Here is a 15,837-nt window from a genome sequence, read left to right on the forward strand (position 1 = left end):
GGGCCCGACGCTCCCCGGACGGGACGCGGGGCAGAATGCGTCCCGGCAGGTCCACCCCCGACGCCCCCAGGAGTACGCCCGGTGAGTGCGCTCTTCCCCGCCCTGACGAACCCGTCCGACCGGCCCGCGCTGCGCTTCGGTCCGGACGTCCTGACCTACGCGGAGCTGGGCCGTGCCGCCGGCGCCCTCGCGGACCGCATCGGCGGCGCCGGCCGGGTGGCCGTGTGGGCGACGCCGACCGTCCGTACGGCGGTGGCGGTGGTCGCCGCCCTGCTCGCCGGGGTCCCCGCCGTGCCGCTCAATCCGCGCACCGGCGAGCGGGAACTGGCGCACGTCCTCGGCGACAGCACGCCCGACGCGGTGCTCGCCGGCCCGGAGGACGAACTGCCCGCCGGGCTCGCGGGGCTGCCCCGGATCGCCGTGGAGCTCACCGGGTCCGCCGCCTGCCCGCCGCCCGCACCGGTCGATCCGGAGACCCCCGCCCTGGTCGTCTACACCTCGGGCACCACCGGCGCCCCGAAGGGCGTCCTGCTCTCGCACCGGGCCGTCGCCGCTTCCCTCGACGCCCTGGCCGAGGCCTGGTCCTGGACGGCGGACGACGTCCTCGTGCACGCCCTCCCGCTGTTCCACGTCCACGGGCTGGTGCTCGGCGTCCTGGGCCCGCTGCGGCGGGGCGGCGAGCTGCGGCACCTGGGCACGTTCTCGACGGCGGGCGTGGCGCGGGAGCTCGGGGACGGCGGCACCCTGCTGTTCGGCGTTCCGACCATGTACCACCGGCTCGCGGACGCGCTCGCCGGGGACGAGCCCCTGGTGCGGGCCCTGGCGGGAGCCCGGCTCCTCGTCTCGGGGTCGGCCGCGCTGCCCTTGCACGACCACGAGCGGATCACGGCCGCGACGGGCCGGACGGTGGTGGAACGGTACGGGATGACCGAGACCCTGATGAACACGAGCGTCCTGCCGGGCGCGGAACCGCGCCCGGGGACCGTCGGCGTCCCGCTGGCGGGCGTGGAGCTGCGACTGGTGGACGAGGACGGTTCCGTACGGGCGGAGCGCGACGGGGAGACGGTCGGCGAGGTGCAGGTGCGCGGGCCGAACCTCTTCTCCGGATACCTGAACCGGCCGGAGGCGACGGCCGCCGCCTTCGACGGCGACTGGTTCCGCACCGGTGACATGGCGGTCCGCGAGGAGGACGGCGGGGTGCGTCTGGTGGGGCGGAAGGCGACGGACCTCATCAAGAGCGGCGGCTACAAGATCGGCGCGGGAGAGATCGAGAACGCGCTGCTCGACCACCCCGGGGTGCGGGAGGCCGCCGTCACGGGAGAGGCGGACCCGGACCTGGGCGAGCGGATCGTGGCCTGGGTGGTGCCGCTGGAGGGGCGGAAACCGCCCGCCGAGTCGGAGCTCGTCGACCACGTGGCGGGGTTGCTCGCCCCGCACAAGCGCCCCCGGGTGGTCCGCTACCTCGACGCGCTGCCCCGCAACGACATGGGCAAGGTGATGAAGAAGGCGCTGCCGACGACGGGATGAGTGCACGGCGGGCGCCGTCGGGAGCGGCGGTGCCCGGGGCGGGGGTCCGCACCCGTCGCACCGCGGTTCACGGGGTCGGATCGAGTGCGTCGTAGCGGCGGAACCCCCGGCCGTACAGGGCGAGCAACCCGACCGCGAGGACACAGGCTGCTCCGCCCCCGACGACGGCGACCGCCGGAGAGGTCAGGTTCGCGACGGAGCCCGCGAGGAAGTCGCCGAGCCGGGGCCCGCCCGCGACGACCACGATGAAGACGCCCTGGAGCCGGCCGCGCATCTCGTCCGGCGCGGCGACCTGCATCATCGTGTTCCGGAAGATCATCGAGACGGTGTCGCAGTAGCCCGCGAGGGCCAGCAGCAGCAGCCCGAGCCAGAGGTTCCGGGTCAGCCCGAAGACGGTGATGGCGGTGCCCCAGCCGGCGACGGCGAGCAGGATCGCCTGCCCGTGGTGGCGGATGCGCCCCTGCCAGCCGGACAGGACGCCGCCGAGGAGCGCGCCGAAGGCGGGTGCCGCGACCAGGAGTCCGGCGGTCTTCGCGTCTCCGCCGTACCAGAGGACGGCGAGGGCCGGGAACAGGGCGCGGGGGTGGGCGAGGATCATCGCGCAGAAGTCCGAGAAGAACGTCATGCGGAGGTTGGGGCGGGTGGCCAGGAACCGCAGTCCGTCGAGGACCGAGGCCCGCTTGCCCCCGGCCCGCTCGGGCAGCATGGCCGGCAGCCGCCACATCGCGTAGAGGCTCGCGGAGAAGGCGACGGCGTCCACGAGATAGGCGGTCTGGTAACCCGCGAGGCCGACGATCAGACCGCCGAGGCTGGGCCCGACGAGCGTGCCGAAGGTCATGACCATCGAGTTGAGCGCGTTGGCCGCGCGCAGCTGCTCGGGCGGGAGGAGCCGGGGGATCATCGAGCTGCGGGCGGGCGAGTTGAGTGCGGCGCACACGGCCTGGAGGGCGACGGTCCCGTACAGGAACCAGACGTGGTGGAAGCCGGCGAACGCGGCGGCGGCCAGGGCCGCGGACAGCACGGCGGAGCCGCTCGCACTGACGAGGCCCAGTTTGCGGCGGTCGACGGTGTCGGCGATGGCGCCGCCGTACAGGCCGAAGACGACCAGCGGGACGAGGGAGAAGAGCCCGACGAGGCCGACCGAGAAGGACGAGCGGGTGATGTCGTACACCTGGAGGGAGACGGCGAGCGCCGTCATCCCCTGCCCGACCCAGGAGACGGTGCTCCCGAACCAGAGGCGGCGGTAGTGCGCGGAGGTGCGCAGCGGGGTGAGGTCGGCCAGGACCTTGCGACGGTCCTGCTCCTGGGCTGCGGTCACGCGAGGTCGTACCGCAGCTCGGGGCGCTCCCAGTGGATGCCCCCGGCGGCCGGCACGGTTCCGGTGCGCACGGCGCCGGTCCGCAGGTAGAACTCCTCGGCGGGCGGGTGGGCGACGACCCGGACGGATCGGAGCCCGGCGGCCTTGGCCTGTGCGGTCATGTGCTCCATGAGGAGCCGTCCTATGCCGAGGCCCTGGGCGCCGTCGGCGACGAAGGCGAGGTCGAGCTCGGCCTCGTCGACGAGGAGCGCGTAGAAGCCGAGGACACGGCCGTCGTCGGCGTCGTCCGCGGCGACGAAGACGGGGTGGTGCTCGATGTACGGACCGCCGACCTGGTACCCGGCGACCATGGCGGCGTAGTCCCCCCGATAGGCGCCGGATTTCCGGACGAGCCGGGTGAGCCGCTGCGAGTCGACGGCGGTGGCGCGTCGGATGGTGATGTCGGGCATGGAGCGAGTATAGGGGCGGGCCTGGCTAGTGGTCCTTACCCCCCCTTGAGGGGCATTCGCCCGTCCGGGGCCGCGCGGCGCGCCGGACGTCCGCCCCCCTTGCGACACCCCCGGGGACGGGTGCGCCGCGGCGGGTCAGCGGGGGGTGGCGCAGGAGGCGAGGTCCTCCGGCGTGACGCCGTCGAGGCGGGCGGCGAGGGCGTCGAGCCTCGCCCGCAGTGCGCGGATCTCGTCCAGGCCGAGGCCGGTCGCCGCAGCGATCCGGCGCGGAACCCCGAGCGCCGCCCCTCGCAGGGCGGCCCCGTCGCCGGTGAGGCGCACGGTGACCGACCGCTCGTCCTCGGGACTGCGGTGCCGCTCGACGTATCCGGCCGCCTCAAGGCGCTTGAGCAGCGGCGACAGGGTTCCCGAGTCGAGCCGGAGCCGCTCGCCGATGCCCTTCACGGACAGTTCGCGGTGCTCCCAGAGCACGAGCATGACGAGGTACTGGGGATACGTGAGCCCGAGTTCCTTGAGGGCCTCGCGATAGACGCCGTTGAAGGCACGGGTCGCCGCGTGGAGCGAGAAGCAGATCTGGTGGTCGAGCCGGAGGAAGTCCTCGTCCGGGACCGTGTCGAGCGTCTCCATGGCTCCAGGATACGCGAGCCCCTTGATGCGCGATTAAGTTGTGCACAATCAAATTGTGCGCTATCAATGAACGCAGCCGCACCGGACCCCGGCGCGGCCACACCGGGACGCCTCGGGACCGGGACCCAGAAGCCAGGAGGACGGAAGACCATGGACGCGATCTACACCGCTGTCGCCACCGCCAACGGACGCGAGGGCCGCGCCGTCAGCTCCGACGGCCACATCGACCTCCCCCTCGCCCACCCGCAGGCCCTCGGCGGCAACGGCCAGGGCACCAACCCGGAGCAGCTCTTCGCCGCCGGGTACGCGGCCTGCTTCACCAGCGCCATGGGCCTGGTCGCCCGCCAGGAGAAGATCGACATCTCGGAAGCCTCCGTCACCGCCGAGGTCTCCATCGGCAAGGACCCCGCGGACGGCGGTTTCGGCCTGGCCGTCGTGATGCGCGCCGAGTTCCCCGACCACCTCCAGGGCGAGGCGGGCCTCGCCCTGCTGGAGAAGACCCACGCGTTCTGCCCGTACTCGAAGGCGACCCGCGGCAACATCCGGGTCGAGCTCGTCGTGGAGTAGTTTTCTGTTGGTTCTCATCCGCCCCTGGGGGTCATCGACCCACCAGGGGCGTTCGGTTGTGAGTTTTCACGTTCGGGCACGGGGGATTCGTCTGCCGTACGACGGGCAGTCATGGGACGGCCGCCGAGCAGTGGTCCACGGGCGCTCTCCTTGGGGCGCCCGTCGGCCGGTCCGGCCGGCCACCGCGCGACCGCACCCGCACGGCACAGGCACCCGCACGTCCACCGCCCGTACTCACACCGGAGGAGAAATCCCCCCATGGTCGACCTCAATCGCCGCCGGTTCCTTCAACTGACCGGCGGCGCCGCCGCGCTCACCCTCCTCTCGGAGAGCATCGCCCGCGCCGCCGCGATACCGGCGCAGGGTTCCACCGGGACGATCCAGGACGTCGAGCACATCGTCGTCCTGATGCAGGAAAATCGTTCCTTCGACCACTACTTCGGGTCGATGAAGGGCGTACGGGGCTTCGGCGACCCGCGTCCCGTGACGCTGCCCAGCGGGAAGTCAGTCTGGAACCAGGCCGACGGCAAGAAGGTCACGCTCCCCTTCCGACCGTCGAGCGACCAGCTCGGCATGGAGTTCCTCCAGGGCCTCAACCACGACTGGGCGGGCGGCCACAGGGCCTTCAACGGCGGCAAGTACGACCAGTGGGTGCCGGCCAAGACCAAGGCCACGATGGCGTACCTCACCCGCGAGGACATCCCCTTCCACTACGCACTCGCCGACGCCTTCACCATCTGCGACGCGTACCACTGCTCGTTCATCGGCTCCACCGACCCCAACCGCTACTACCTGTGGAGCGGGCACACCGGCAACGACGGCACCGGCGGCGGCCCCGTCCTCAACAACGCCGAGGCGGGCTACGGCTGGACCACCTACCCGGAGCGCCTGGAGTCGGCCGGGATCTCCTGGAAGATCTACCAGGACATCGGCGACGGCCTGAACGCCGCCGGTTCCTGGGGATGGATCAACGACGCCTACCGGGGCAACTACGGCGACAACTCGCTCCTCTACTTCAACGCCTACCGCAACGCCCAGCCCGGCAACCCCCTGTACGACAAGGCCCGCACCGGCACCAACGCCAAGGCCGGCGAGGGCTTCTTCGACATCCTGCGCGCCGACGTCCAGGCCGACCGGCTGCCCAGGATCTCCTGGATCGCGTCCCCGGAGGCCTTCACGGAGCACTCCAACTGGCCCTCCAACTACGGCGCCTGGTACATCTCCCAGGTCCTGGACGCACTGACCTCGAACCCGGACGTGTGGGCGCGGACCGCCCTGTTCGTCACCTACGACGAGAACGACGGCTTCTTCGACCACGTGGTCCCGCCGTACGTGCCCGGTTCGGCGGCCCAGGGCCTCTCCACCGTCCCGACCGCACTCGACCACTTCCCCGGCAGCATCGGGTACACCGCTGGTCCGTACGGCCTCGGCCCCCGCGTCCCGATGATCGTCGTCTCCCCGTGGTCCACCGGCGGCTACACCTGCTCCGAGACCTTCGACCACACCTCGGTCATCCGCTTCATGGAGAGCCGCTTCGGGGTGCACGAGCCCCAGATCTCCCCCTGGCGGCGGGCCGTCTGCGGCGACCTGACCTCGGCCTTCGACTTCACCCGCAGCCAGACCCAGCCGGCAGCGCTGCCCTCGACCGACGGGTACTACCCGCCGGACCGCAACCGCCACCCCGACTTCCCGGCCACCGCACCCAAGGTCGGCACGATGCCGCGCCAGGAGCCCGGCGCCAAGCCCACCAGGCCGCTGCCGTACGCCCCGTACGTGGACGGCGCCGCCGACACCTCGGCCGGCACCTTCCGCCTCTCCTTCAGCGGCGGCCCCGACGCGGGCGCCCAGTTCTACGTGACCTCGGCGAACCGCACGGACGTCCCCTGGACCTACACGACGGAGGCGGGCACGTCGATCGCCGACACCTGGAACACCAAGTACTCCAAGGGCCTCACCGACCTCACGGTCCACGGCCCCAACGGCTTCCTCCGCCACTTCCGCTCCCCCGGCAGGACCGCGGTCCCCGAGGTGACGGCCCGCCACGACGCGGCCACCGGAAACCTGGACCTCGTCCTCACCAACGCGACGAACACGAGCGCCGCACTCACCCTGACCCACGCCTACGGGGCCGCCCCCCGGGCGATCACCGTCCCGCCGGGCGCCACCGTCACCCACACGATCGAGCTGACGGCCTCGGCCCGCTGGTACGACGTGACGATCACGACCTCCTCGCACGGCGACTACCTCCGCCGCCTCGCGGGCCACGTGGAAACGGGCGCACCTGGCATCACGGACCCGGGCATCCTGACCTACTGAGCCCCCGTCCGGTCCCGGCCCTCCCCGGGGCGGCCGGGACCGGACGGCACGGAGCCCCCTAGGGTGGAGCACCGTGAGCACCTGGCAGATATCCGAGGCAGAGGGCGGCGGCCTGGCCGCACGGTGGTGGCAGTGGGCCCTGTCCGCCCCCGACGACGCGAGCCCGGTCGCCGACCTGACCGGCGAACACGCGGGCTGGCGGCAGGCCGAGGACGTGTGGTTCCTCGCCGGCACCTACGGCGGGCAGGTCGTCCGCCGCTGCGAGATCCCCTCCGACCGCCCGGTCTTCTTCCCGATCGTCAACGTCCAGCACACCAAGCTGCACTCCCGCACACCGCTGACCCTCGGCGTGGCACGGGCCGACGCCCATCTGAACGGCGTGCCCCTCCCCCTGCGCGAGTTCACCGCCCCGCCGTTCCGCGTGGGCCTGCGCATGCACCTCGCCTGGGGCATCTGGACGGGCTTGGGCCCCCTGACCCCGGGCCAGTACGTGCTGGAGATCAAGGCCAGGACTACGAGCGGCTTCTGGGTGGACACGACCTACCACCTCACGGCGGTGACCGGCTGACCCGGCACCACCGAAAAGCCCCGAACCGCCGGGCCGCCGGGTCGGCCCGGCGAGCAAGTGTGCCCTGCTCCTCCGCCGTCATCGACCGCCCCAAAGGCCAGCCCGGCCTCGAACTGCACGACGGCAGAACCCCCGCCGGAGTCTTCGCCCGCACCGGACGACGACTCCTCGCCCTCGGCACGAAGGAGCGGTCCAGGCAGGGGATCGACGGAGGGAACGGCAGCCGTGCGCCCGATGTGATGCGCTCGGGTGACCTCGGCGTGTCGTTCCCCTGCCGTAGGTCCCACCGGCTGCACCGTGGAGGCGATCGAGGGAAGACAAAACCTTCCTGCCTCCACGGCACCGTGGTGGGGCGGGTGGGACTCGAACCCACGGCCGACGGATTATGAGCCCGATCAAGATCGCGGGGCGCGCACGCTGGGTGACCAGTGGTGGAGCGGGTCGCGGGGCCGGCGGGTGGCGAATGGCGTTCGACCTGTGCTGTTTCTCGTGTCAGGTTGTGTCACTCCATGCGTGGACCATGCCGGACGGTTACAGACAGTCCTTCCCCAGAGCTTCCTCGGGACGCCCGAATCGGCCCGGTTTCCTCGCCGCTTCCTCGGGCTCCCGCCCTGAGCGCGGCTGGGCGGAGCAACGTCGATTCTGGTCGAGGCGGATGCACACGTCACGGGCTTGAGCGCGAAAGTGGCGAGCATCGGAGTCCGCTTCCCAGGAATACGGAGAGCGGCCCTGCGGGCACTGACCCGCGACACCCTGCCGCGGGTTCAGAAGGTGATCACCGGCCGGATGGAGAAGTCCTCGTAGAGATCTTCACCGTCCGGGCTGTACACGAGCTCAGCCATGGCGGGGTTGCGGTTGGCGGTAGCCAGGGGAAGCCAGGCCAGCACGCTGCCGTACCCACCGCACACCGACTCGCCGCCGTCACCGCCGTGCACCGCGGTGACGTCGCTCGTCAGCTCCGCGTCGTACGTGTCGTGAGCGATGCGCAGGCCGAAGGCGTTGAGCTGGTTCTGCGGTCCGGTGCGATCCCCGTAGGGAATGCGGTCGAGGGGGCATTCGTCGCCCCAGCGGAACAGGGTGCCGGCGGCGGCGCCGCAGGCGTGCTCCCACTCATCAGAGCTCGGCATACGCAGGCCGCGCGCCGTGAGGACGGCCGGCATGTCCGCAGGCGGCTCGGTCAGGTTCTCAGCCTCCACGGCCATGAGCACGGTAGCCAGGGTGACATTCCGGCGCGGGCTGAGTATCTGCGCGAGGTGAGCGCGCAGATCGGGGCCGTAGCCGAAACCCTGCTCCAAGCTTCTTGCGAAGTCAGCGGTCTGCTCGGGAGTCGGCTGCCACGTGTCGAGGTCGAATCCGACCGTCACAGTGCCGCCGGGAATCAGAGCGAACTCCTGACCCTCCCGCTCGATTCGGACGCGGTGCAGCGGAGCCCCAAGGTGCTCGATGGTCTCGACGGAGGTCACGTGACCCTCCACCAGGTCAGCGGCCTCCTGGGCGATGCGACGTGCGGAGGGCAGGTCGAGGGACCGCCACTGGTCGAGACTGAGATCAGCGAGAGACATGGGCCGAAGTGTTCCACCGAGGTCCGACATTCCTTCGGGCACCAACCGCTGAGCGTGCTTCGGTCTCCCCCGAAGTGGATCGACTTTCGGTCAATTGCTTCCGGTGATGGGGGCATTCCCAGTGGTGACAGGGGGTGATGAGAATGGAGCCGTACACCGCCATGCGTCCCACCAGCGGGGCGCATCGTCGTCGGGCTCGTCCGGGCTGGCGAAGTGGAAGGGAACGCCGCAGCGTTCAGCGAGGGCGCTGCCGATGGCGGAGGCTTCCTCAGCCTCGGGCCATGGCGGGACCTGCCCGTTGAAGACGCGGATGTCCGTGCCGTGCCGGTAGACATCGAGCGTGACTTCGCCCTGTGGGTTCTTCAAGATGGCCTGAAGGAGGACCATCCAGCCCGTCGTGTCGCCGTCCCAAATCGCTTCGATGGCGGCGAGGCGTCCCGGCACGCGGTGGGTCAGGGCGATGCCGAACGCCTCGACGCACACGTCACGATCGATCTCCTGGGCGGTGCGATCGCCGTACTCAAGGGTGTCGTACTCGTCATCGAGTTCGGCGAGCCGCGCCACCAGCGGCAGTCGGTGGCTGAAGACCGTGTGAACGCGCCAGGCCAGATCTCTGGGCGTCATTCGCTTCCGCAGTGCGTCAGCTACGACGGCGACTGCCGCAGCGTCGTCGCTGGCGTCGCTCTGTGGCGCGGGTTCGGGCAGACCGAGCTCCGAGGTGACTGCCGGCAGAAGTTCGCGTACCTCGTAGTCTGCCTCTCGCACCGGTACACCAGCGAGGATCTGAAGTGTTGGGCTGTCCAAGCCCTCTACGAGAGCCGTGCATGCCGCGTCCACGACCTCGGTCGCGCTGGCCTCCCCTATGCCCCACAGGGCGATGACGTCCTGGAACCGGTCGCGCGGCGAGTCTGGTATCACGACCGCATCATGGCACCTGGGATAAGCGGAAGGGCGGCCAGGACAGGGAGTCCTCGCCGCCCTCGCAGGTGGGTAGGTCAGTCGCCGCTCAGCGCCGGCGAAGCAGCCGGTCTTTCCATTTGCGGCGCCGCGCGCGGGCGAGCTGCGCACGGAGATCGGCTACCTCGTCCAGGAGGAGGTCGACGCAGGTGCGGGCCTCGGCGATGAACTGGGCGTCCGCCTCGGCGCCGGCCAGCGCTTCGGCGTCTCCCTCGTGGGCGACGTCCACGGAGGCGACACGGTCATCGTTGCTGTCGACGATGAGCAAGCTGGTCACGCCGTCCTCAATGTCGATCCTGATGACGCCCCAGGGGCCGGGGAGGGCATTGTCGCGCAGGGCGGCGATGGCGGCGAGCTGTTCAGCGGTGAGCACCGTCGGCCTCCTCGCCAGTGTCGGACGCGGTGGGCGCGACGTAGCCCCGGCAGCCGCAGTACTCGTAGCACCCGGAGTCCTCAGGGGCGGTGCGCGGAGTGGTCTGGTGGACGCCGCGGGCGTGGCCGCAGCCGGGGCGGGCGCAGTGGGGGTGGTGCTGGTTGTCGTGGCGGTGGGCGGAGAGGCCGATGTCGTGGATGGCCTCGCCGGTGGCGCGGGTGGGTTCGGTGTCGGCGTAGCAGCCGGCCCAGCCGCGGTCGTGGTTGAAGGCGAAGGTGCCAGCGAAGACGAGGGCACCGCAGCGGCCGCAGCGGTACCGAGGGTGGCCGTGTTCGTCGGGCGGGATGGGCTCGCCCGTACAGCAGTCGATCTTCAAGGACTCGCGATAGGCGGCGTGGCGGGCGGCTCGGGCGTCGCGTTCGGTCTCGCGGGCGGAGCGGCGGTCCATGGCGGCCTGCCTCTCTCCGAAGAGGTCGAGTTGTGTCATGACAGATCTTGAGCTTTCCAACAGGTCAGAGGCGCGGGGCGGTCCGTTGATCGCCCCGCGCCCCGAGGTTGATCAGTTACTGGGGGCGGCTTCGGCCGTCTTCTGCGCCTGCGTCGTCTTGACGCGGCGGGTCCGGCGTGCGGGCTCCCGCTTCTTCGGCTCGGGGGCTGTCGTGGACGGCTGGGCCTTCTTGGCCGTCCGGCTCGCGGTCCGCTTCGGCGGGGTCTCGGCAGCCGCTTCGCTCGGCGTCGCCTCGGTGGCCGCCGCGCGGTCGGGCTTCTTGGGAAAGGCGCGCAAGGCCGGGCGCTTGCCGCCGAAGGCCGACAGGAGCCGGGTGCGGATGTCCTGCGCCGTGGTCTCGGCGGGCGGCTTGTCGGTGAAGCAGACGCCGACGTTGTAGCGGATGCCGGGGGTGAGGAACGTGAGGGAGTCGGCGTACGACTCTGCGTCCCTGTCGCCCTCCTCGAACTCGCGGCGCGGCACATCCAGCGCCCAGGTCTGGACGGCCTCGCCCCGCCAGAGGTACCTGATGCCGATGCGGCGGCCGTCGGGGTGCGCGAGGTACGCGGACGGACCCGGGTCGGGCTTGCTGTCGGTGTCGACGGCCCAGTCGTCGCCGAGTCCGCCGGCGGTCGCGGCGGCGAACTCGGGGAAGTCCGTGGGAGGGAGGCGCCGCTTCTTCGGCGGCTCCGTGTCCTTGGGGTTGGTCGGCTTCGTCGAGCTCACGTGATGTCGTCCTTCCTGATGGTGTGCGGTGAGTGCGGCGTTCATGCCGCGGCTCCTTCGAGGAGCTGGTCGAGGGCGCCGAGGAGTCGGCGGGCCTTGCGCTCGAACAGGGCCTGTTCCACGACCGCGTTGCGGTGCTGGATGACGGCGGTGCGTTGGGCGAGGGCCTCGGAGAGGCCGGCGTCCTCGGTGGCGAGGGAGTTCGCGCACCAGATCGCCGTCTTGGGGCCGAGGTCCCAGACGATCGCGTTGACGGCGGCGCAGGCGGTGGCGAGGCGGTCGATATCGTTGCCGAGCCAGGTGTAGTCGTGCGGGTTGAGGCCGCGGTCGCGCAGGGCCTGGGCGACGGAGCGGAACATGCCGCCGCTGCCGAGAGCCGGTTCGCGGATGGTGAGTCCGTGGGTGGTGTCGCGGATGAGGATCTCGGCCATGAGGTCGGAGACGGACGCTGGGGTGTGGTACTCGCCGCGCCACTTCTTGTCGCTCTTGTGGCGCAGGCCCGTCAGGAGCGGGCTGAGGACGTCAGCCTCCGACCGCTCGTACGGGTCGTCGTCGGCGGTGAGGTCGAACAGCCCGTTGTAGATCGCCGTGTGGATGACGGCCTGGACGGCACGGAGCTGGTGTTCGTCAGGGTCCTCCTCAACCCAGTCGTGGAGCGGGCGCGCGACCTCGATGAGGTCGGGGCGGCTCAGCCACTGGGTGCCCCAGATCTCCCGGAGGAGCTGTGGGAGTTGGGCGAGTTCGAGGGTGAGGAGCCAGTCGGCGACGAGCGGTTCCCGGAAGAAGGACAGCGCGGCGATGGTGCCGATGGGGACGTCCATGCGGTTGCCGCCGTAGTGGCTGAACCAGGCGGCGATGACGTTCTCGGCGACTTCGACGGCGTGGCGGTGTGGGTCGCCCGGGAAGGTCTTGCGCTTGCGGCGTTGGGCGGCGGTAGTCGGGCGCGGCCGAGTAGCTTCCTGCGCGCGCTGCCTGGTGCGCTCTTGGAGCTTCTGCTCCACCTCGCCGAACAGATCGAACTGGACCACGTCGCTCACCGCCCCGCCGCGAACGGGTGCGAGGGCGCGCCAACGGGTGCGGGAACGGGGCCGGCCTGGAGGATGGTCGTGGCTCGGTCGGCGCGCTCGACGTAGAAGGCGCGGTCGGCTTCAAGGCCCCGCATGCGCTCCTCGTGCTGGGCGATGAGTTCGCCGTACCGGTGCAGGGCCTGTGGCGCGCAGAGGTGTTCGTGGGCGCGGCGCAGGTCCGGGGTCCAGGGTTGGGCGAGCCAGTGGCGGGCGAGGGCCGACACGATGGCGGTGGTCCGGCGAGCCACGCCGTTCGGTACGCGCACGGGGGCGCTGATGACGAGGCGGTACGGGCGCAGTCGTAGTGCGCGGGCGTCGAGGACGGTGCGGGTGAACGTTTCAGCGCCGGCGAGCGTGAGGCCGAGGACGATGGGGGCCTCGTCCATCCGGAAGCCGATCGATCCGGCGCCGTACGCGACATGGAGGAGCTCTTCGGTGGGGTCCTGGTCGGCGTCGGGATGGTGGTCGGGGTCCCAGCCGAGGGTGAAGGTGCCGATGTCGGTGACGCGGTAGACCGCGTGGCCGGTGTCGAAGTCGGCGTACTCGGCGACCTCGAGGGCCGGTCCGCTGCCGACGGTGAAGGTGAGCACGAGGGTGCCCTTTCTGACGGTTTCAGGCATGAGTGGGTCAGGGGCCGGCCGATGTCGTGTGCTCGGCCCCCTGGTGTGGTGCGGGTGGCTGCGGCTATCCGTGCTCGGCGCGCCAGCCGTCGACGTACGTCCCGACCTCCTCGACGAGGGGTTCGAGGGACATGTCGCCGGGCGGCTCGCCCTCGGGCGTCGTGGTGTCGTAGACGACCCGGCTGGTGCCGTAGGCGTTGTCGATGTGCACGGCCTTCCAGCCGCCGAGCTCGCCGCGGTCGTCGTGCCACGGGAGCGAGTAGCGACCGGCGATCGAGACGTACTGCTCGCCGTCGTCGGTGAGGGGGACGGTCACGGTCAGCTCGTTGCCGGGCCAGTCGATGCCGACGTCAGAGCAGTGCTGTTCGAGGGCTTCGATGACGTCGGCGTACAGGGCGCGGGCCTTCTCCTCATCGGCGCGGCGAAGGAGTTGGACGGCGCTGAGGTAGTGGAGAGGCTTCGCTCTGCCTCCCCCGAGGCCGAGGGTGGTCGTGGCGTTTCCGCTCATGCTGAAGGTCTCTTTCGCTTGTGGATGGGCGTTTCGTGGTCGTCTCCGGTGGCCGTCTCGCACACGGCGCCGGAGGGGTGTGGCTACTCCTCGGCCAGGCACACGGGGCCGTTGAGCGGGCCTCGGTCGAGCTCGTCGGCGATGTGCGGGGGAACGCGGGTCGCCTGGGTGGCGTGGAGGGTGAGTTCGCCGCTCACGAAGTCGACGGCGACGGTGCCGTCGGGCTCGACGCGGGTGACGCGTCCGTACAGCGGCTGCTCGGGGTGTCGGACCCAGTCGTGGACGGCAAGTGGCGGGAGGTGCAGCGGGCACCGGCCCCGGTCTCGGAGGGAGAGATGCGGGGCCGACGGGTGCCAGCAGGGCTGGCCGTCGGGGCGGGGGTGCTCGCAGCCGCGGGCGATGTGGCCGTAGCCGTCACAGCGGATCAGGGCCGGGCTCGGCCACGGTTCGCGGGCGCGTACGACGGCGAAGGTGACGGCGCCGTGCGGACCCTGGTCGTGGTGGGCGACGTACTCGATGGTCAGGCCGATGACCATGGGCCAGGTCTGGAGCACGTTCGCGGCGATCGTCTGGGCGTGTACGGCGGGGACGGCGGGCGCGGGCACGCCAGCGATGGTCAGGGGCATGACACTCACTCCTCGCCGGTGCCGGTCTTCGGGAGCAGCAGGTACGCGCTCTCCTCCGAGGGGCCACCGAACCGCGTCAGGTACCGCGCCCGCAGGTGCGGCAGGCAGTGGATCTGCCAGATGAGCCCCTGGATGATCCGCCCCGTCTCCTCTGGCCACAGCGGCTGGTCGGGCTCGACATGGACTGTGGGACCGATCCCCGTGGGGCCGACCGCGGTCACGCCGGCGACGCGGGGTCGGATGGGCGAGAGGTCGACGGTGAGCAGGCCCGCGTCGGGGTGGTGCGCGCGGACGAGGTCGGCGATGCGCGCGGCGCGGTCGGCGGGCGGGATGTCGAGGACCCAGCGTTTGCCGGGCAGTGTCTGGGGTCGTACGGCGCTCGAGGCGACCGAGTCGAGTCGGTCGAGGGCGTACGTGAGGTCGTCGCCGATCTCGCCCGGGTCGAGCCCGGCGATGGTGGCGCCGCCTCCGCGTACGTCCAGGAACAGCTCCTCGGTGCCGCCGTCGTGGGTGACCCACAGGCCATCCAGCTCGATCAGACCGTCGGGAGTGGCGTGGACGAAGCTGAGGTGCGTGGTCTGGGGGTACGCCTCGACGACGCGCGCCGCGATGTAGTCAAGCATCGCGACCTCGTACCGGGCCTGGACGTGGTCCATCGCACGGACCGCGTGGTCGAGGTGGCGCCGGGCGTCGGTGGTTCGGGGCTCTTCGTTTTCGGTCGTGTCGGTCATGGAGATTCCTTGAAATTCCTCTGCGGTCAGGACGCGTACGGGAAGACGAGCTGCCACAGCTGGCCCTCGTGCTCGGAGGCGAGGTCCACGCACGGGGTGAGGTGGCGGCTGCGCAGGTGCGGCAGGGCGTAGAGCTGGCCGAGGTGGCGGGCGAGTTCGTGGGAGACCTCGTGCGGCCACGGGTTGTCCTCGTTGTCCGGCTCGCAGCGGGGGCACGGGATGCGGAGCGTCTCGCCGTCGCTGAGCACGAGCTGCTCGAAGCCGACGCCGATGCGCCCGTCGCGCGACTCGAAGCGGCAGATCAGCGACTCGGCGGCGGGGACGTGGCCGCGGACGGTCGTGGCGATGGTGCCCGCGCGGTCGGCGGGCGGGAGGACGAGCCAGCGTCGCCGGTCGCGGTACTCGGGGACGGGGTGCGGCTCGACGACGCCCCAGTGCTGGAGGAACGAGCCGGTCATCGCGCGGTCGAGGTCGCTGACGAGCTCGTCGATGTCGAGCGGTCCGTCCCGCCACGCCTGCTCCGTGTCCTCGTACGGGTCGTACAGGAGCCGGCAGGTGCCGATCGCGGACTCCTGGTCGCCCCAGACACCGTGCAGCTCGACGTCGCCGTCGGCGTCGAGGCCGATCTCCAGGTACGCGGCCTCGGGGTGGGCCAGGCGTACGCGGGCGGCGATGTCGTCGTGGATCGCGAGGAAGAGGGTCTGACCCGCCTCGACGTAGGTGGTGGCGAGTTCGTTGAGCGGGAGCTCGGTGGGGCGGCGTTGCTGGTCGGTCATGATCGCTCCTTACGGGTGGGGTGGATCGGGTG

18 protein-coding genes are annotated in these 15,837 nt (G+C 71.3%); 4 read left to right on the forward strand and 14 right to left on the reverse strand.

Annotated elements, in window-relative coordinates; translation table 11 throughout:
• Nucleotides 1–81: 81 nt before the first annotated feature.
• Nucleotides 82–1,527 carry an acyl-CoA synthetase gene (locus ACFW2Y_RS14310; protein ID WP_384877763.1) on the forward strand — a complete coding sequence of 482 codons (1,446 nt, stop codon included), beginning with the start codon at nt 82–84 and terminating at the stop codon, nt 1,525–1,527.
• Nucleotides 1,528–1,594: 67 nt separating this feature from the next.
• On the opposite strand, the gene ACFW2Y_RS14315 is transcribed toward ACFW2Y_RS14310, so the two are convergent.
• From ACFW2Y_RS14315 to ACFW2Y_RS14325, 3 genes are all read right to left on the reverse strand, one after another.
• Nucleotides 1,595–2,845, reverse strand: coding sequence for an MFS transporter (locus tag ACFW2Y_RS14315; RefSeq protein WP_384877767.1), 1,251 nt, complete (start codon nt 2,843–2,845; stop codon nt 1,595–1,597).
• Nucleotides 2,842–3,294 carry a GNAT family N-acetyltransferase gene (locus ACFW2Y_RS14320; RefSeq protein ID WP_384877770.1) on the reverse strand — a complete coding sequence of 151 codons (453 nt, stop codon included), beginning with the start codon at nt 3,292–3,294 and terminating at the stop codon, nt 2,842–2,844. The genes ACFW2Y_RS14315 and ACFW2Y_RS14320 overlap by 4 nt, the downstream gene beginning before the upstream one ends.
• 135 nt (nt 3,295–3,429) lie before the next feature.
• A complete protein-coding gene (locus ACFW2Y_RS14325; protein ID WP_384877773.1) occupies nt 3,430–3,921 on the reverse strand; it encodes a MarR family winged helix-turn-helix transcriptional regulator in 492 nt (163 codons plus the stop codon).
• Nucleotides 3,922–4,071: 150 nt separating this feature from the next.
• On the opposite strand from ACFW2Y_RS14325, the gene ACFW2Y_RS14330 reads away from it, so the two are divergent.
• From ACFW2Y_RS14330 to ACFW2Y_RS14340, 3 genes are all read left to right on the forward strand, one after another.
• Complete coding sequence (locus ACFW2Y_RS14330) at nt 4,072–4,488, forward strand: organic hydroperoxide resistance protein (RefSeq protein WP_384877776.1); 417 nt, start codon at nt 4,072–4,074, stop codon at nt 4,486–4,488.
• 258 nt (nt 4,489–4,746) lie between these two features.
• Nucleotides 4,747–6,804, forward strand: coding sequence for a phosphocholine-specific phospholipase C (locus ACFW2Y_RS14335; RefSeq protein ID WP_384877779.1), 2,058 nt, complete (start codon nt 4,747–4,749; stop codon nt 6,802–6,804).
• A 73-nt stretch (nt 6,805–6,877) separates the two neighbouring features.
• Nucleotides 6,878–7,372, forward strand: a complete 495-nt coding sequence (locus ACFW2Y_RS14340; protein WP_384877782.1) for a hypothetical protein — start codon at nt 6,878–6,880, stop codon at nt 7,370–7,372.
• Between the two features lie 764 nt (nt 7,373–8,136).
• Here the strand turns inward: ACFW2Y_RS14340 and ACFW2Y_RS14345 are convergent.
• From ACFW2Y_RS14345 to ACFW2Y_RS14395, 11 genes are all read right to left on the reverse strand, one after another.
• Nucleotides 8,137–8,934, reverse strand: coding sequence for a hypothetical protein (locus ACFW2Y_RS14345; protein WP_384877784.1), 798 nt, complete (start codon nt 8,932–8,934; stop codon nt 8,137–8,139).
• Between the two features lie 90 nt (nt 8,935–9,024).
• Nucleotides 9,025–9,852, reverse strand: coding sequence for a hypothetical protein (locus tag ACFW2Y_RS14350; RefSeq protein ID WP_384877787.1), 828 nt, complete (start codon nt 9,850–9,852; stop codon nt 9,025–9,027).
• 88 nt (nt 9,853–9,940) lie between these two features.
• Nucleotides 9,941–10,264 (reverse strand): hypothetical protein, encoded by a 324-nt coding sequence (locus ACFW2Y_RS14355; RefSeq protein ID WP_384877790.1) that lies wholly within the window; start codon nt 10,262–10,264, stop codon nt 9,941–9,943.
• Nucleotides 10,251–10,751 (reverse strand): hypothetical protein, encoded by a 501-nt coding sequence (locus ACFW2Y_RS14360; RefSeq protein WP_384877792.1) that lies wholly within the window; start codon nt 10,749–10,751, stop codon nt 10,251–10,253. The genes ACFW2Y_RS14355 and ACFW2Y_RS14360 overlap by 14 nt, the downstream gene beginning before the upstream one ends.
• Nucleotides 10,752–10,823: 72 nt before the next feature.
• Nucleotides 10,824–11,522 (reverse strand): hypothetical protein, encoded by a 699-nt coding sequence (locus ACFW2Y_RS14365; RefSeq protein WP_384877795.1) that lies wholly within the window; start codon nt 11,520–11,522, stop codon nt 10,824–10,826.
• Entirely contained in the window at nt 11,519–12,514 is a 996-nt protein-coding gene (locus tag ACFW2Y_RS14370; RefSeq protein ID WP_384877798.1) for an N-6 DNA methylase, read from the reverse strand. Before ACFW2Y_RS14370 ends, ACFW2Y_RS14365 begins: the two co-directional genes overlap by 4 nt.
• On the reverse strand, nt 12,511–13,164 hold the full coding sequence (locus tag ACFW2Y_RS14375) for a hypothetical protein (RefSeq protein ID WP_384877802.1): 654 nt from the start codon (nt 13,162–13,164) through the stop codon (nt 12,511–12,513). Before ACFW2Y_RS14375 ends, ACFW2Y_RS14370 begins: the two co-directional genes overlap by 4 nt.
• A 64-nt stretch (nt 13,165–13,228) precedes the next feature.
• Entirely contained in the window at nt 13,229–13,672 is a 444-nt protein-coding gene (locus ACFW2Y_RS14380; RefSeq protein WP_384877805.1) for a hypothetical protein, read from the reverse strand.
• An 83-nt stretch (nt 13,673–13,755) separates the two neighbouring features.
• Entirely contained in the window at nt 13,756–14,298 is a 543-nt protein-coding gene (locus tag ACFW2Y_RS14385; protein ID WP_384877808.1) for a hypothetical protein, read from the reverse strand.
• 5 nt (nt 14,299–14,303) lie between these two features.
• Nucleotides 14,304–15,029 (reverse strand): hypothetical protein, encoded by a 726-nt coding sequence (locus ACFW2Y_RS14390; protein ID WP_384877811.1) that lies wholly within the window; start codon nt 15,027–15,029, stop codon nt 14,304–14,306.
• A gap of 26 nt (nt 15,030–15,055) precedes the next feature.
• On the reverse strand, nt 15,056–15,805 hold the full coding sequence (locus ACFW2Y_RS14395) for a hypothetical protein (RefSeq protein ID WP_384877814.1): 750 nt from the start codon (nt 15,803–15,805) through the stop codon (nt 15,056–15,058).
• Nucleotides 15,806–15,837 lie beyond the last annotated feature (32 nt).

It is taken from the genome of Streptomyces sp. NPDC058877, assembly GCF_042742855.1.
GTDB lineage: Bacteria > Actinomycetota > Actinomycetes > Streptomycetales > Streptomycetaceae > Streptomyces.

Bases quoted from the DNA above. Each gene is read 5' to 3' on its own strand.
- ACFW2Y_RS14320 (WP_384877770.1), bottom strand. From the start codon at position 3,294: ATGCCCGACATCACCATCCGACGCGCCACCGCCGTCGACTCGCAGCGG.
- ACFW2Y_RS14325 (WP_384877773.1), bottom strand. From the start codon at position 3,921: ATGGAGACGCTCGACACGGTCCCGGACGAGGACTTCCTCCGGCTCGAC.
- ACFW2Y_RS14330 (WP_384877776.1), top strand. From the start codon at position 4,072: ATGGACGCGATCTACACCGCTGTCGCCACCGCCAACGGACGCGAGGGC.
- ACFW2Y_RS14335 (WP_384877779.1), top strand. From the start codon at position 4,747: ATGGTCGACCTCAATCGCCGCCGGTTCCTTCAACTGACCGGCGGCGCC.
- ACFW2Y_RS14345 (WP_384877784.1), bottom strand. From the start codon at position 8,934: ATGTCTCTCGCTGATCTCAGTCTCGACCAGTGGCGGTCCCTCGACCTG.
- ACFW2Y_RS14360 (WP_384877792.1), bottom strand. From the start codon at position 10,751: ATGACACAACTCGACCTCTTCGGAGAGAGGCAGGCCGCCATGGACCGC.
- ACFW2Y_RS14365 (WP_384877795.1), bottom strand. From the start codon at position 11,522: ATGAACGCCGCACTCACCGCACACCATCAGGAAGGACGACATCACGTG.
- ACFW2Y_RS14375 (WP_384877802.1), bottom strand. From the start codon at position 13,164: ATGCCTGAAACCGTCAGAAAGGGCACCCTCGTGCTCACCTTCACCGTC.
- ACFW2Y_RS14380 (WP_384877805.1), bottom strand. From the start codon at position 13,672: ATGAGCGGAAACGCCACGACCACCCTCGGCCTCGGGGGAGGCAGAGCG.
- ACFW2Y_RS14385 (WP_384877808.1), bottom strand. From the start codon at position 14,298: ATGCCCCTGACCATCGCTGGCGTGCCCGCGCCCGCCGTCCCCGCCGTA.
- ACFW2Y_RS14390 (WP_384877811.1), bottom strand. From the start codon at position 15,029: ATGACCGACACGACCGAAAACGAAGAGCCCCGAACCACCGACGCCCGG.
- ACFW2Y_RS14395 (WP_384877814.1), bottom strand. From the start codon at position 15,805: ATGACCGACCAGCAACGCCGCCCCACCGAGCTCCCGCTCAACGAACTC.